Consider the following 13,894-nt stretch of genomic DNA (forward strand, 5'->3'; position numbering starts at 1 on the left):
TCAATCTCCCCGATTTAAAGACCTTGTTCTTTTTGGTGATAGACCAGAGCCACGCTGACCACGCCGTCGAGCAGGCTCAGTGAATTCATGTGTTCGACGATCACCGCTTCGCTGTCCGTCTCCAGCGTGACGATGATCTTGCCGGTGTCGTCGGTCATGGCGACCTCGGCCCCGTCATGTGTAAGAACCCGAGCACAAACCGCATCCAGGTTTGCCGGGTCGGCCCGGAGCAACAGGCTTGAGATATGGATCTCATCCTTCATGACCGGCCTCCTCGATGTGTTCGCCAAGTGTGATGGCATCCGTTGGGCAAAGCGGCAGGCAGGCACCGCAGCCGGTGCAAGCGTCTTGGTTGATTGCGATACGTCCCACGGGCCGCACCCGCAGGTCCAGACGCAAGGCCGATCGATCGCAAATGTCGGTGCACAGCTGGCAACCGATCCCCATCGACAGCATGCACCCGTCCGAAATCTGCGCAACCAACGCCCATGGAGGATCGGATATGTCGGAAAAAACCGGTTCGGGACAGGCCTGCGCGCAAGCCCTGCAGAAGGTGCAGGCCCCAACGTTGAAATCCACCACGGGCGTGTTGCCAGGCCCCGGCTTCAGGATCGCCTCGGGGCAGGCATCAATGCAGCGGCTGCAGCTGGTGCAGTCCGATTTGATCGAGGTCTCGCTGGACCATGGCGGTCGAAAGTCTGCCGACCGACCCGTTAGTGCCTTGCGAAAGCTGGGGGAACGAGCCTGAATGGACATTTCTTCTTTCTAGCCGGTGGGCGGCCCATAAAACATTTGCAGGATCCAAACGAAAAAGCCCCACCCGCCCACGATGGCGACGGCAAGTGCGGGGGCAAGAACAACAGCAAGTATCAGGAACGCCGTGCGCTCATCCGATTTGTTCGAGCGCGCTGGATCATCTTGGAAGTCCGGAGTATCTGACATAACACCTTAACCTCTTCAAATATGATGGATCGAGGTTACAACGAGTCCGGTAGATGTCAAAGCTTTTGACAACCGACGATACCGAACTGATGAGCGCCCAACCTACGATGCGTTCCAAGGATATTTCGACCTGACAGAGATCGTTCTGTTTCGTTTGCTTGAGAAACGCACAGATGCGGGCCACGCGAATTGACACAGATCAAGTGTTCGAATTTAGGGCAACACATTCATTTTAATGAAGGAAACTGCAGATACCCCCGTCGTTTCAGACGAGGGATGCAGCTCAGAACTTGCGTATGTGAGAAAAGTGGTCGGGGCGGCGAGATTCGAACTCACGACCCCCTGTACCCAAAACAGGTGCGCTACCAGACTGCGCCACGCCCCGGACCGTGCGCCTTCCTAGCGGGGTTGATCTGATTTGAAAACCCCTAACAAGGCCATGCAGCGGGTCCATTTGAAAAAACTTCGTGACGCAGAACAGTTCCGTTGGAAATTCCGTAGCGCGCGGCCAATCCGGCGTTGATTTCCAAGACGGAATAGACCTGATCGCCGCCGGGAATAGGCGTCTCATCCCCCGGAATCGCGCCCTGATGGACCCTGGTCACGGTGCCGGTTTTGTCGACAAAGATCATGTCGAGAGGAATCAGCGTATTCTTCATCCAGAAAGCCACGCGCTGCGGCTGCTCAAAAACAAAGAGCATCCCAGCTCGCGACGCCAGATGGTCGCGGAACATCAACCCGCGCGACCGCTCTTCCGGTGTCTGCGCAAGCTCGATGTTGAACCGGATTTCGGCTTGATCGTTCTTGAGGGTGACGACGTTCGCCTGACAGGCGGCTGTCACCGAAGAAACGGCGCCGACAAACAGAAACATCACCAGCACCATAACTCGGTAAAACAACACTTAGTCCTCGTCTTGGGTGACTGCCGCTTCCCATGCCAGCACTTCGGCGGCCATCCGGCCCCGTTTGCCGTCAATAACACGCATGGCCAACGCTTCGCCCGGCTGCAAGTCTGCCAAACCGGATTGGCGCAATACTTCGATATGAAGGAACACATCCTCGGACCGGCCAAAGACATTGGCAAAGCCGAACCCCTTGCCCTTGTCGAACCACTTTACGCGCGCAGGCTCCAGTTCGGCACTTTCCATTGCCTCGGCGTCGAGTTCAGCAAAATCCGCAAGGACGGCCGCTTCCCCACGCTCGGGCGGTGCAATCGAAATCACCTCTACGGCTTGGACACCACGTTCTGTGCGGTGGGTCACAATCTCGATCTGGGCACCGTCGGCGACCGAGCTTTGCCCGAAATTTCGCAGCACGTTCACATGTAACAGAATGTCGGGGCCACCATCGTTTGACACGACAAATCCGTACCCTTTTGCGGGGTCGAACCATTTCACGTGGCCATTCACGTGGTACATACTGCTTAGATCTTCAGCCACTGCTCTTCCATTGCGGAGTGTTAGTTAACAATATTTCAGGCCCTTGATGTGCCGGATTTTGCATCCGGAATTCAAGCGAAAAAACATGTTTCATATCAACATGTTGCATTTCACGACACGTGAACATCATGGATTTAGACGCTGCACTGACCATCTTCCCCCCGAATTTTCCCTCGTCCAGGCGAACCTGTCATGTAGTCTAAACGCACCGTCGGCCCAGAGCTCAATGTGGCTCGGCTTCAGGCGGTATCCCCCCCAAAATGGCGGCCGCGACGGATTGGTCCCATGTCTGGCAGTCACCTTGGCCACTTCAGCCACAAGCGAAGCCCGGCTGCTGAGCGGTCGTGACTGCTGCGACGCCCAAGCGCCCAAACGGCTTTTCAGCGAGCGGGACGCATAATAGGCATCCGCTTGCGGGCCATCTTCGCGTGTAATCTCGCCCCGCACCCGAACCTGGCGCCGGAGCGATTTCCAGTGCATCACAAAGCCCGCTTTGCCAGCGGCATCCAACTCGACGCCTTTTGCACTTTCGTAGTTAGTGTAAAACACAAAAGCGTCATCTTCAATTTCCTTGAGCAACACCATGCGCACATTGGGCAGCCCGTTGGCGTCCACGGTGGCAAGCGCGATTGCATTGGGATCATTGGGTTCCGTGCCTTCAGCCTCAGACAGCCAACGGCGTGCGATTACAAACGGGTCATCACCCGCAAAGATGCCTTCGCGATCAGTCATTCCATCCCCATAGTCCATCCAAGAATGACACTAGGCTTAACCCTATCGCCCGGCAAGCCCTGCTCGCACCCTTGAAGCTGACAAATCAATCGCCTAAACCAAACGGCACACAACGCGACGTTAGGCGGAGAACCGAACATGTCAAATCAGCTGATGGCCGGAAAACGCGGCCTCATCATGGGACTGGCGAATGACAAATCAATCGCGTGGGGCATCGCAAAAGCGCTCGCCGACGCGGGGGCAGACCTGGCATTCTCATACCAGGGTGACGCGCTCAAGAAACGTGTCGACCCATTGGCGGCTCAATTGGGCAGCGAGATCGTTCTGCCCTGTGACGTCGGCGACGAGGCCTCGATTGACGGCCTGTTCAACGCGCTTGAGGAAAAATGGGGCAAACTGGATTTCATCGTCCATGCTATCGGCTTTTCCGACAAGAACGAGTTGCGCGGACGCTATGTCGACACCAGCCGGGCTAATTTCCAGCTCACCATGGATATCTCGGTCTATTCCTTCACCGCCGTTGCAGCACGGGCCGAAAAGATGATGGACGCGGGCGGCTCGATGCTGACGCTGACATATTACGGCGCCGAACAGGTGATGCCGCATTACAACGTCATGGGCGTGGCCAAGGCGGCACTGGAGGCTTCGGTGAAGTACCTGGCCGAGGATCTGGGCAAGGACGGCATCCGCGTCAACGCCATTTCCGCCGGTCCGATCAAGACCTTGGCCGCAAGCGGCATCGGCGATTTCCGCTATATCATGAAGTGGAACGAATACAACTCGCCCCTGCGTCGCAACGTGACCATCGATGACGTCGGCAATTCGGCGCTTTACCTGCTGTCGGATCTGAGTGCCGGTGTCACCGGTGAAAATCTGCACGTCGATGCGGGGTATCATGTGGTCGGCATGAAGGCGGTCGACGCCCCCGACATCTCAAAGTAAGCGCGACATGACTCTCGCTGCGTTTCTGGCAACTTGGGCCGTTTGCTTGCTGGCGGCGGTCAGCCCCGGCCCTGCCGTCCTGATGGCTGCCCGCGTCGGTCTGGCCGAAGGGTTCAGAACAGGGTTCGCCCTGGCCGCAGGCATTGGCGTAGGTGCCGTGGCCTGGGCCGCTGCAGCGCTCTTTGGGCTGTCTCTGTTGTTCGAATACGCGCCAATGCTGCTGACGGCCCTCAAGATCGGAGGGGCTGCCTTTCTGATCTGGCTGGCCATCTCGATGTGGCGTCATGCGGATGAACCAATTGCCGAGCCTGATCCCACAGCGACGCCCCGTTCGGTCTGGTCGGCCTTTCGGCTGGGTGTGCTGACGCAGTTTGCCAATCCAAAACCGGCGGTGTTCTTCGGTGCTGTCTTTGTCGGCATGGTTCCAGCCGAAACGCCCACCTGGACACTTGCCGCCCTTCTCTTTTGCATTTTCCTGGGCGAAACGCTCTGGAATGCACTTGTGGCCCGGCTTTTCGCCCTTGAGAAAACGCGCCGCTTCTATATGACCCTCAAACACCTGATCGATCGCACCTTTGGTGGGCTTCTGGCCCTGCTCGCAGCAAAGGTTGCGGCCACCTGACGCCACTATCCAGCGGGGAGCAAGAACCATGACCGACCGTCTGCCACACGAAAAAGGGTTCCACATCAGCTGGGACCAAATCCACCGCGACAGCCGCGCCCTGGCCTGGCGCCTGGACGGTCAAGGCCCGGACGAGGGTGGTTGGCGCGCGATTGTTGCCATCACACGCGGCGGTCTGGCCCCAGCCATGATCATCGCGCGCGAGCTGGATATCCGCACTGTCGACACCATCAGCGTCAAATCCTATCACCATCAGGATCAAGGCATGGCGGAGGTGCTGAAATCTCCCGACGCCGATCTGATGGGTGACGGTGAGGGTATTCTGATCATCGACGATCTGGTCGACAGCGGCAAAACCCTTGAACTGGTACGCGAGCTGTTTCCCAAGGCCCATTTCGCCACGGTCTATGCCAAACCCAAAGGCCGCCCGATGGTCGATACCTTCATTACCGAGGTGAGCCAGGACACCTGGATCTTTTTCCCGTGGGACATGGCGCTGCAGTACGTCGAACCCTATCGTGGCACTGATTGATCCAAACCGCCGCTTTGGTGAACCCAAGCCGCATACCCAAGAATAAATCAAAGCGCGCTGCAGTTTCCCGTATTAGCGGTGCGAAATTGGACAACAGGATCACCAATATGACCCAGAGCCGTACCGCCACCACCTTTGCCCCTCCGGTGATGGAGGCGCGCCGGTGGCTCGAAGGTGTCACGTTCCCGGCAGACCACCCGCTGATCAACGTCAGCCAGGCGGCCCCGGTCGATCCGCCGCCACAGCCCCTGCGGCAAGCGATGGCCGACTTTGCCCTGACCGAAGACAGCGCACATCTTTACGGACCTGTGTTGGGCAACGATGACCTGCGAACGGGGCTGGCGCGCGAAATCTCTGATCATTACGCCGCGTCGGTGCGCGCCAATCAGGTCGCGATCACTTCGGGGTGCAATCAGGCCTTTGCCTGCACCATCTCGGCCCTGACCACGGAAGGGGATGAGGTTATCCTGCCAACCCCCTGGTATTTCAATCATAAAATGTGGCTCGATATGGCGGGTGTGACCGCCGTGCCGTTGACCACAGGCCCCGATTTGTTGCCTGACCCGGTCAAAGCTGAGGCGTTGATCACCCCGCGAACCCGAGCAATTTCGCTGGTCACACCAAACAACCCTGGTGGTGTTGAATACCCCGCGGACTTGGTCAAAGCCTTCTTTGACCTGGCCCGCAAGCACGGTATCCGCCTGCTGTTGGACGAGACCTACCGCGACTTTGACAGCCGCGAAGGTGCGCCACATCCGCTGTTTTCCCAACCCGGTTGGGATGACACGCTGGTCCATCTTTATTCGTTTTCGAAGGCCTACCGGCTGACCGGCCACCGGGTCGGCGCGCTGGCGACCAGCCCCGCACTGCTGTCCGAGATCGAAAAGTTTCTGGACACCGTCGCCATCTGCCCCGGCCAGATCGGCCAGCATGCCGCCCTGTGGGGGATGGAAAACTTGGGCGAGTGGCTGGCGGGGGAACGCCGTGAGATCCTGGACCGCCGCGCCGCCATTGCTGACGGGATGCCCATGCTCGAGGCAAAGGGATGGAAGCTTTTGGGTCTTGGCGCATATTTTGCCTATCTGGAACATCCCTTTGATCTGCCATCAGACGAATTGGCCCGCAAACTGGTGCCCGAAGCAGGCATTCTGCTGCTGCCCGGCACCATGTTCATGCCTGCCGGAGACGCGGCCGGAACACGTCAGGTTCGGGTGGCGTTTGCCAATCTCGATCGCAACGGGATTGGACAACTCTTCGAGCGCCTGGGCGGCCTGACACTCTGAACCCGTTCGGCCCTTGCCCACCGGCACGGGCCATCGTAGACAAGGCGTCGATCAACACGGCGGAAAAAGCCGAAACAGGGGGCAAACCATGGCCGCAGGCGTCAAAAGTCTATCGAAAACCTTTGTCTGGATCCTGATGGGCCTGCTGATGCTGGGTCTTGCGGGTTTTGGCGCGACCAACCTGACCGGCACCGTGCGCACCGTCGCCACAGTTGGCACCCAAACCGTCAGCGTCGATGATTATGCCCGCGAGCTGCAGCGCGAAATCCGCGCTGTCGAGGCGCAAACCGGTCAAACCCTGCCGATGGCGCAGGCGCGCGAACTGGGCATCGACCGGATTGCGCTTGCCAACCTTGTGAACCTTGCGTCGCTCGACAACGAAGTGGCCGAACTGGGCGTGTCGATTGGCGACACGAACCTGCAGCAGGAAATCCTCGAAGTGCCTGCATTTCAGGGTGTTGACGGCACCTTTGATCGCGAAGGGTATCGCTTTGCGCTTGAACAGGCAGGCCTGAGCGAGGCTGATTTCGAAGAAGATCTGCGCCGCGAATCCGCCCGCACCCTGGTGCAAGGCGCGATCATGGAAGGCGTCGAAATGCCCAGCACCATGACCGATCTGATCATCGACTATGTCTATGCCCGCCGCAGCTTTACCGTGGCCACCGTTTCGGCCGATGCCCTGGCCACCCCGGTTCCGGCCCCGACAGACACGCAGTTGCAGACCTATTATGACGAGAACACCGACCGCTTCACTCTGCCCGAAACCAAGCGTCTGACCTATGCCCTGCTCTCGCCCGAGATGTTGCTTGATCAGGTCGAACTGGATGATGCATCCGTCCGCCGCCTGTTCGAAGAGCGTGAAGCACAATACAACCAGCCCGAACGCCGTCTGGTCGAACAACTGGCGTTTACCGACGAGGCCGCCGCCCTGGATGCCAAGGCACAGCTTGAAGTCGGTGGCACCACCTTTGAGCGTTTGGTTGAGGATCGCGAACTGTCGCTGGCCGATGTGGACCTGGGCGACATGGCCATCGAAGAATTGGGCGCAGCTGGCGAGGCGATCTTTGCCGCCGAAATTGGCGAAGTCGTCGGCCCCCTTCCCTCGTCACTTGGGCCCGCGCTTTACCGTGTGAATGGCACACTGGCCGCGCGCATCACCCCGTTCGAAGAGGTCGAGGCCGAACTGCGCGATGAGCTGGCCGCCGAGCGCGCCCGCCGCCTGATCGAAGCACAGGCCGAAGACATCAATGACCTGTTGGCCGGTGGCGCTACGCTTGAGGAACTGACCGGCGAGACCGAGATGACCGTGGGTGAGATTGACTGGACCAGTGAAAGCTCGGATGGCGTGGCCGCCTATGCCGGTTTCCGCGAAGCCGCTCAGGCCGTGCGCGATGGCGATTTCCCCGAGATCGGGTTTCTTGAGGACGGCTCGATCTTTGCCCTGCGCCTGAACGAGGTTCTGCCGCCCCGTCCCGAACCGCTGGACAGCGCCCGCGCGCGTGTGGCCGCAGCGTGGACCGCAGCCGAGACAAATACCGCGCTGCAATCTCAGGCCGACAGTGTACTGGCAACGCTGGTGACTGAAGGCGACTTTGCCGCGACCGGACTGCCCACAAGGGTTGAAAACGGCCTGACCCGCACCGCCTTTCTGGACGGCGTTCCAGTCGACTTCATGAACCAGGTGTTCGAGATGGAGCCCGGTGAACTGCGCGTCATCGGGGGCCAAGGTCGCGCCTTTGTTGTGCGTCTGGATGACATCCTGCCGCCCGAAGAGACGGCCGAGTTGCAGCAGACCCAAGCGGCCGTGGCCGCTCAGATGAACCAGGCGCTGTCCCGCAACCTATTTGATGTCTACGTCCGCGACGCTCAGACCCGTGCCCAGCCTACGCTGGATCAGCGCGCTCTGAATGCGGTGCAGGCCAACTTTCAATAAGAGCTAGAGCATGGCGCTGACCCCCGATTATGACAGTTTTGCCCGCGCCTATGAGGCCGGGGAAAATCAGGTCGTCTATACCCGACTGGCCGCCGACCTCGACACGCCGGTGTCCCTGATGCTCAAGCTGACCGGCGCCCAAAAAGACGCCTTCATGCTGGAATCGGTGACTGGTGGTGAAGTGCGCGGGCGCTACTCCATCATCGGGATGAAACCAGACCTGATCTGGCGCTGTCACGGGGAGCAATCGGCGCTCAATCGCTCGGCCCGCTTTGATGCGGATGATTTCTCGCCGCAAGACGGCGACCCGATGGCGAACCTGCGGGCGCTGCTGGCCGAAAGCCGCATTGATCTGCCCGATGATCTGCCGCAGGCCGCTGCCGGTCTGTTCGGCTATCTGGGGTATGACATGGTACGGCTGGTGGAACATCTGCCGAACGTGAACCCAGACCCGCTTGGCCTGCCCGATGCGGTGATGATGCGCCCTTCGGTCGTGGCGGTCCTAGACGGGGTCAAGGGTGAAGTAACCGTTGTTTCACCCGCTTGGGTCAGCGACGGACAGTCGGCCAAGGCGGCTTATGCCCAGGCGGCTGAGCGCGTGATGGATGCGGTGCGCGATCTGGAACGCGCCATGCCAGCCGAAACCCGCGATCTGGGTGATGCGCGCGAAGTGGCCGAACCGGTCAGCAACTTCACCAAATCCGGCTATATGGAAGCGGTCGAAAAGGCCAAGGACTACATCCGCGCGGGCGACATCTTTCAGGTGGTCCCGGCGCAGCGCTGGACGCAGGAATTTCCACTGCCGCCCTTTGCGCTGTACCGCTCGCTGCGGCGGACAAACCCGTCGCCCTTCATGTTCTATTTCAACTTCGGCGGTTTTCAGGTCGTGGGTGCCAGCCCCGAGATTCTGGTCCGCGTCTTTGGCGACGAGGTCACGATCCGCCCGATCGCGGGCACCCGTCCGCGTGGCGCGACGCCAGAGGAAGATCGCGCGTTAGAGGCAGATCTGCTCGCGGACAAGAAAGAACTGGCCGAACACCTGATGCTGCTCGATTTGGGCCGCAACGACACCGGCCGGGTCGCCAAGATCGGCACCGTGCGCCCGACTGAGCAGTTCATCATCGAACGCTACAGCCACGTGATGCACATCGTGTCGAATGTAGTGGGTGAACTGGCCGAGGGCAAGGACGCGCTTGATGCCTTTTTTGCCGGGATGCCCGCAGGCACCGTCTCTGGCGCGCCCAAGGTCCGCGCGATGGAGATCATCGACGAGCTGGAGCCGGAAAAGCGCGGCGTCTACGGCGGCGGCGTGGGTTATTTCAGTGCCGGTGGAGACATGGACATGTGCATCGCCCTGCGCACGGCAGTGGTGCAGGACCAAAAGCTCTACATCCAGGCGGGCGGCGGCGTTGTCTATGACAGCGACCCCGAGGCCGAGTACATGGAAACGGTCCACAAATCCAACGCCATCCGACGCGCAGCCGCAGATGCGGCGCGGTTTACCGGAAACGGGAACCGCTAACGCCGTCACGGACCTAAAAAAGAGCGCAGCCTGCCCGCCAACCCCTAGCGATAAGTGATGGAGCGTCGGACCGAATGCACTGCAGGCACGCCGCCATGTAAAAAACACCTTTCGAAGATACCTTCGGGAGCTATCTGCACCAGATGTCGGCTTGGCGGAGCGAGCGGACACAATACGGAAGTCTGCTTTCGCGTCACAAACGATCAAGCCAGTCACGAACTAACGCGTGAAACACCTCGGGTCTCTCCCAGGCTAAAGCATGGCCTGCAGAATCCAAGACAGCAAAAGTTGCCCGCGGAAATCGGTGCATGATATCGACGCCATCGAGATAGCCGCTGATGCTGTCTTGTCGGCCGACAACGACCAAGCTTGGCACATTGACCGTTGTCGCCTCTTCCTCTGCCGCAAAACTGAACTCAAACGCATTAACGATACGCGCTTCCTGGTCCTCATCGAATAGGGCACGGGCAGGAGCGATGATTTGTCGCCTTTTCTCTACGATATCCCATCGCTGGATCACCGACATGTTCTCATGCGCCCAAATTTCCGCCTCGGATAATTCCGGTTGAATGGTTTTGTCTTCAACGATGACTTGCGGATCGGGAATTCTTTTTGGATCAGAGGACGGGTTTCCTCCCGGTACGATTAGAGCGACCCCAGAGATGCGTTCCGGCATAGTGTGCACAAGCCCGCGCGCAATATAGCTGCCACGAGATAAGCCCGCGACGGCGAACCGCTCGGCCGGAAGTTTTGCTTCAATGAACTCTTGCATGGCGCTGAGCAGATCATCCTGCGACTGGATGTCATTGCGCGCCGGGCTGAGCCCATGTCCAGGCATGTCGACATAAATGCGCCGCCATGCTCCGGCACCGCGAAAGCAGGGTTCCATGACATCCATCATGTGGCGATGATCAACCGTAACCCCGTGCAGCAGGACAATGGGGGTGCCGGTTCCAATTTCCCGGTGATGCAGCATGCTTTGAAGGTCTCCCATCGCTTGATGAGTTCCTATCACAAACGCTATCCTCGACGAAGGCGACATTCGCCGCGCATTGACGAATGAGCAAGTTGGGCTCTCACATGCACCATTTACCGCAAAGTGCCGGACCCGCCCGGGATTTCCCCCCTTCTATTGGCGCGAATCCGCCAATCACAGGACAACCGTTACAATAGATCGCTATACTCTCAGCATGACACCCGGCTCATCCCGAGTCGGGTTTTTCGTTTCAAAAGACCATTCGCTGAAAGAGGTTCGCCATGTCACGTTTCACGCTGTCGCGTCGTCAATTCCTGGGCACCACTGCTGGCTTCATTGCCCTTCACCCCTTCTCGGCCCGCGCTGCCTCGAACCAGGCGCATCTGCGGATCATGGAGACGACCGACCTGCATGTGCATGTCTTTCCCTATGACTATTACGCTGACAAACCGCGCGACACGGTCGGATTGGCCCGCACCGCGTCGATCATCAAGGAGATCCGGGATGAGGCGACGAACTCGGTTCTGATCGACAATGGCGACTTTCTGCAGGGCAACCCGATGGGCGATTACATTGCTTATGAGCGAGGGATGAAAGAAGGTGACATGCACCCGGTGATCACCGCGATGAACACCGTAGGCTTTGACGCCTCGACCCTAGGCAATCACGAATTCAACTACGGCCTCGATTTCCTGATGAAATCACTGGCGGGCGCAGATTTCCCGGTTGTCAGCGCAAATGTCGCGCTGGAACAGGGCAGCGACGCGACCAAGGACAAGACGCTGATCAAGCCTTATGTGATCCTGGACCGCGAGGTGACCGATGGTGCCGGCACTGCGCATCCGATCAAGATCGGTCTTATTGGGTTTGTACCGCCGCAGATCATGAACTGGGACCGCCGCCATCTGGAAGGGAACGTTCAGGCGCGTGATATTGTCGATACTGCGCAGGCCTTTGTGCCCGAGATGAATGAACAGGGCTGCGACCTGATCATCGCACTCAGCCATTCCGGGATTGGCGAAGCTGATCACAGCGACGGTATGGAGAACGCCAGTGTGCCGCTGGCCGCCATCGACGGGATCGACGCGGTTCTGACCGGCCACCATCACCGCGTCTTCCCCTCATCCGCCTATGACGGCATGGCGGCTGTTGATACCGTCAAAGGCACCATCCACGGCAAACCGGCGGCCATGGGCGGCTTCTGGGGCTCGCACCTGGGGCTGATCGACTTGATGCTGGAACGCTCGGGCAACGAATGGAAGATCGTGAGCCATTCGGCTGAGGCGCGTCCAATTTCAAAACGCAACGAGGATCGCTCGATCACCGCGTTGGTCGACAGCCAGCAAGATGTGCTGGATTCCGTGCAGGCCGATCATGATGCCACGCTGGCCTATGTGCGCCGCGCTGTCGGCAAGACTGATGCGCCGCTGCATTCCTATTTTGCGCTGGTGGCCGATGATCCGTCGGTGCAGATCGTGTCGATCGCACAGCTTTGGTACATCGAACAGATGCTCAACGGCACCGAATACGAAGGCCTGCCAATCCTGTCGGCCGCCGCGCCCTTCAAGGCTGGTGGACGTGGTGGGCCAGAGTATTTCACTGACGTGCCTAAGGGCGATGTGGCGATCAAGAACGTCTCGGACCTCTACCTTTATCCCAACACGGCACGCGCAGTGCTGGTGACGGGGCAGCAGGTCAAAGATTGGTTGGAACGCTCGGCAGGCATGTTCAACCAGGTGGAGCCCGGCAAGGCAGATCAAGTGCTGCTGAACCCCAAATTCCCCAGCTACAACTTTGACGTGATCGACGGGGTGACCTATGAAATCGACCTGAGCCAACCGTCGATGTTCACCCCCAAAGGTGAAATGGCCAACCCCGATGCCAACCGCATCGTCAACTTACAGTTCAACGGACAGCCCCTTGATCTGGCAGCAAAGTTCGTGATTGCGACCAACAATTACCGTGCCAGCGGCGGCGGCAAGTTCCCGGGCGCTTTGGGCGATACGATCATTTTTGAAGGCCCCGACACCAACCGCGACGTCATTGTGCGTTACATCGTCGAGAAAGGCACCATCAGCCCGAAGGCGGATGCCAACTGGTCGTTTGCACCGCTGGCCGATACGTCGGTTCTGTTCGACACTGGCCCCAAGGCGGCGGAATACGCAGACGACGTCAAAGGCGTCATCATTGAGCCCGCAGGTGAAGGGCCAGATGGTTTCGCACGTTTCCGCATTCAGTTGTAATTCGGATGGTGATGAACCGGTTTTGATGGAGGGTTCAAACACCCAACTCCAAAAGGTTCATGGCCCGCCATTTAATAGGCGGGCCATTTTTTCTTCGGATGGTCCAAGGGAATTGGACGAGGCGGTCGTAAATTGGCGGTAAACTTATCTGCATTTCCGCTGTTCGACCGGCTCCAAGACTGTTGTTTTGCTTCAATCAAAAGGCCGACCTATTGGTCCGCTTCTCGTTTGAGGCGTGCCGCCTTGAGCCGTTTGGTCTTTTCTTCGCGAGCCACCTTTTCATCGTGCAGGATCTCTCGTGCCGCGTGATCGGTTTGCTCGTCTTTGGACAGCTTTTTGCCCGGAAGGTAGGGGACTTTCTTTTGTATCATTTGACACAACCTTCGCTGCCAGTGTTCGAGTGCATAGGTGGGAACGGCCCCAAAGGCCGTCCCATGATCTCTCACTTAGGCAAGTGCGATGTTTGTCGCGCTGCTGCGGCCGTCACGACCGTCTTCGATGTCGAACGTCACTTTTTGATCGTCAGCCAGGCCGGTCAGACCTGCACGTTCGACGGCCGAGATGTGTACGAATACATCCTTGCCGCCATCTTCTGGGGCAATAAAGCCGAAACCTTTGGTGGTGTTGAACCATTTCACGGTGCCATTGGCCATTCCGTGGTCTCCTTTGAATAGTGCCACCTGCGTGGTGCGGTGGCCTTGGCGTCAGTCAGAGCAATCGAGACTGAA

Annotated in this window: 16 protein-coding genes, 1 tRNA gene and 1 pseudogene; 7 read left to right on the top strand and 11 right to left on the bottom strand. The window is 58.9% G+C overall.

Annotated features, from left to right (window positions below):
* Positions 1 to 14 precede the first annotated feature (14 nt).
* From TRM7615_RS14210 to pdxH, 8 genes and pseudogenes are all read right to left on the bottom strand, one after another.
* Positions 15 to 263, bottom strand: coding sequence for a chaperone NapD (locus tag TRM7615_RS14210; protein WP_108788670.1), 249 nt, complete (start codon positions 261 to 263; stop codon positions 15 to 17).
* Positions 253 to 456, bottom strand: a complete 204-nt coding sequence (locus TRM7615_RS26245) for a 4Fe-4S dicluster domain-containing protein (RefSeq protein ID WP_370739824.1) — start codon at positions 454 to 456, stop codon at positions 253 to 255. The genes TRM7615_RS14210 and TRM7615_RS26245 overlap by 11 nt, the downstream gene beginning before the upstream one ends.
* Positions 457 to 579: 123 nt before the next feature.
* Positions 580 to 756 (bottom strand): annotated as a pseudogene (locus TRM7615_RS26250) (4Fe-4S binding protein); the annotation flags it as partial.
* 9 nt (positions 757 to 765) lie between these two features.
* Positions 766 to 942 carry a periplasmic nitrate reductase, NapE protein gene (locus tag TRM7615_RS14220; protein ID WP_108788674.1) on the bottom strand — a complete coding sequence of 59 codons (177 nt, stop codon included), beginning with the start codon at positions 940 to 942 and terminating at the stop codon, positions 766 to 768.
* A 308-nt stretch (positions 943 to 1,250) separates the two neighbouring features.
* Positions 1,251 to 1,327, bottom strand: a tRNA-Pro gene (locus TRM7615_RS14225).
* Positions 1,328 to 1,370: 43 nt separating this feature from the next.
* Positions 1,371 to 1,814: a DUF192 domain-containing protein gene (locus TRM7615_RS14230; protein WP_235824108.1), complete on the bottom strand. Its 444-nt coding sequence runs from the start codon at positions 1,812 to 1,814 to the stop codon at positions 1,371 to 1,373.
* A 30-nt stretch (positions 1,815 to 1,844) separates the two neighbouring features.
* Positions 1,845 to 2,381 (bottom strand): cold-shock protein, encoded by a 537-nt coding sequence (locus TRM7615_RS14235; RefSeq protein ID WP_108788678.1) that lies wholly within the window; start codon positions 2,379 to 2,381, stop codon positions 1,845 to 1,847.
* Positions 2,382 to 2,507: 126 nt separating this feature from the next.
* Complete coding sequence (gene pdxH, locus TRM7615_RS14240) at positions 2,508 to 3,113, bottom strand: pyridoxamine 5'-phosphate oxidase (RefSeq protein WP_108789088.1); 606 nt, start codon at positions 3,111 to 3,113, stop codon at positions 2,508 to 2,510.
* Positions 3,114 to 3,251: 138 nt separating this feature from the next.
* On the opposite strand from pdxH, the gene fabI reads away from it, so the two are divergent.
* The 6 genes from fabI to trpE all read left to right on the top strand — a co-directional run bounded on the left by fabI (position 3,252) and on the right by trpE (position 9,947).
* Positions 3,252 to 4,055 (top strand): enoyl-ACP reductase FabI, encoded by an 804-nt coding sequence (fabI, locus tag TRM7615_RS14245; RefSeq protein WP_108788680.1) that lies wholly within the window; start codon positions 3,252 to 3,254, stop codon positions 4,053 to 4,055.
* 7 nt (positions 4,056 to 4,062) lie between these two features.
* Positions 4,063 to 4,677, top strand: coding sequence for a LysE family translocator (locus TRM7615_RS14250; protein ID WP_108788682.1), 615 nt, complete (start codon positions 4,063 to 4,065; stop codon positions 4,675 to 4,677).
* 28 nt (positions 4,678 to 4,705) lie between these two features.
* A complete protein-coding gene (gpt, locus tag TRM7615_RS14255; protein ID WP_108788684.1) occupies positions 4,706 to 5,209 on the top strand; it encodes a xanthine phosphoribosyltransferase in 504 nt (167 codons plus the stop codon).
* Positions 5,210 to 5,316: 107 nt separating this feature from the next.
* Entirely contained in the window at positions 5,317 to 6,492 is a 1,176-nt protein-coding gene (locus tag TRM7615_RS14260; RefSeq protein ID WP_108788686.1) for an aminotransferase, read from the top strand.
* 88 nt (positions 6,493 to 6,580) lie between these two features.
* The gene (locus TRM7615_RS14265; RefSeq protein ID WP_108788688.1) at positions 6,581 to 8,425 is read left to right on the top strand and encodes a peptidyl-prolyl cis-trans isomerase; all 1,845 of its coding nucleotides are present in this window, start codon (positions 6,581 to 6,583) and stop codon (positions 8,423 to 8,425) included.
* 10 nt (positions 8,426 to 8,435) lie between these two features.
* On the top strand, positions 8,436 to 9,947 hold the full coding sequence (gene trpE / locus TRM7615_RS14270) for an anthranilate synthase component I (protein WP_108788690.1): 1,512 nt from the start codon (positions 8,436 to 8,438) through the stop codon (positions 9,945 to 9,947).
* Between the two features lie 193 nt (positions 9,948 to 10,140).
* On the opposite strand, the gene TRM7615_RS14275 is transcribed toward trpE, so the two are convergent.
* A complete protein-coding gene (locus tag TRM7615_RS14275; RefSeq protein WP_165821440.1) occupies positions 10,141 to 10,923 on the bottom strand; it encodes an alpha/beta fold hydrolase in 783 nt (260 codons plus the stop codon).
* A 281-nt stretch (positions 10,924 to 11,204) separates the two neighbouring features.
* Between TRM7615_RS14275 and TRM7615_RS14280 the strand changes: the two genes are divergently transcribed.
* Positions 11,205 to 13,166, top strand: a complete 1,962-nt coding sequence (locus TRM7615_RS14280; protein ID WP_108788694.1) for a bifunctional 2',3'-cyclic-nucleotide 2'-phosphodiesterase/3'-nucleotidase — start codon at positions 11,205 to 11,207, stop codon at positions 13,164 to 13,166.
* Positions 13,167 to 13,375: 209 nt separating this feature from the next.
* Here TRM7615_RS14280 and TRM7615_RS25570 read toward each other — a convergent pair whose 3' ends face one another.
* Together TRM7615_RS25570 and TRM7615_RS14285 are read right to left on the bottom strand one after the other, a co-directional pair.
* Positions 13,376 to 13,537 (bottom strand): hypothetical protein, encoded by a 162-nt coding sequence (locus tag TRM7615_RS25570; RefSeq protein ID WP_165821441.1) that lies wholly within the window; start codon positions 13,535 to 13,537, stop codon positions 13,376 to 13,378.
* Between the two features lie 75 nt (positions 13,538 to 13,612).
* Positions 13,613 to 13,819 (bottom strand): cold-shock protein, encoded by a 207-nt coding sequence (locus tag TRM7615_RS14285; RefSeq protein WP_108788696.1) that lies wholly within the window; start codon positions 13,817 to 13,819, stop codon positions 13,613 to 13,615.
* Positions 13,820 to 13,894: the final 75 nt, after the last annotated feature.

Origin of the sequence: Falsiruegeria mediterranea M17 (assembly GCF_900302455.1) — a bacterium.
Classification (GTDB): domain Bacteria; phylum Pseudomonadota; class Alphaproteobacteria; order Rhodobacterales; family Rhodobacteraceae; genus Falsiruegeria; species Falsiruegeria mediterranea.

Coding starts and splice junctions, on each gene's coding strand:
- TRM7615_RS14210 (WP_108788670.1), bottom strand. CDS start 263: ATGAAGGATGAGATCCATATCTCAAGCCTGTTGCTCCGGGCCGACCCG.
- TRM7615_RS26245 (WP_370739824.1), bottom strand. CDS start 456: ATGCTGTCGATGGGGATCGGTTGCCAGCTGTGCACCGACATTTGCGAT.
- TRM7615_RS14220 (WP_108788674.1), bottom strand. CDS start 942: ATGTCAGATACTCCGGACTTCCAAGATGATCCAGCGCGCTCGAACAAA.
- TRM7615_RS14230 (WP_235824108.1), bottom strand. CDS start 1,814: ATGTTTCTGTTTGTCGGCGCCGTTTCTTCGGTGACAGCCGCCTGTCAG.
- pdxH (WP_108789088.1), bottom strand. CDS start 3,113: ATGACTGATCGCGAAGGCATCTTTGCGGGTGATGACCCGTTTGTAATC.
- fabI (WP_108788680.1), top strand. CDS start 3,252: ATGTCAAATCAGCTGATGGCCGGAAAACGCGGCCTCATCATGGGACTG.
- TRM7615_RS14250 (WP_108788682.1), top strand. CDS start 4,063: ATGACTCTCGCTGCGTTTCTGGCAACTTGGGCCGTTTGCTTGCTGGCG.
- gpt (WP_108788684.1), top strand. CDS start 4,706: ATGACCGACCGTCTGCCACACGAAAAAGGGTTCCACATCAGCTGGGAC.
- TRM7615_RS14260 (WP_108788686.1), top strand. CDS start 5,317: ATGACCCAGAGCCGTACCGCCACCACCTTTGCCCCTCCGGTGATGGAG.
- TRM7615_RS14265 (WP_108788688.1), top strand. CDS start 6,581: ATGGCCGCAGGCGTCAAAAGTCTATCGAAAACCTTTGTCTGGATCCTG.
- trpE (WP_108788690.1), top strand. CDS start 8,436: ATGGCGCTGACCCCCGATTATGACAGTTTTGCCCGCGCCTATGAGGCC.
- TRM7615_RS14275 (WP_165821440.1), bottom strand. CDS start 10,923: ATGCTGCATCACCGGGAAATTGGAACCGGCACCCCCATTGTCCTGCTG.
- TRM7615_RS14280 (WP_108788694.1), top strand. CDS start 11,205: ATGTCACGTTTCACGCTGTCGCGTCGTCAATTCCTGGGCACCACTGCT.
- TRM7615_RS25570 (WP_165821441.1), bottom strand. CDS start 13,537: ATGATACAAAAGAAAGTCCCCTACCTTCCGGGCAAAAAGCTGTCCAAA.
- TRM7615_RS14285 (WP_108788696.1), bottom strand. CDS start 13,819: ATGGCCAATGGCACCGTGAAATGGTTCAACACCACCAAAGGTTTCGGC.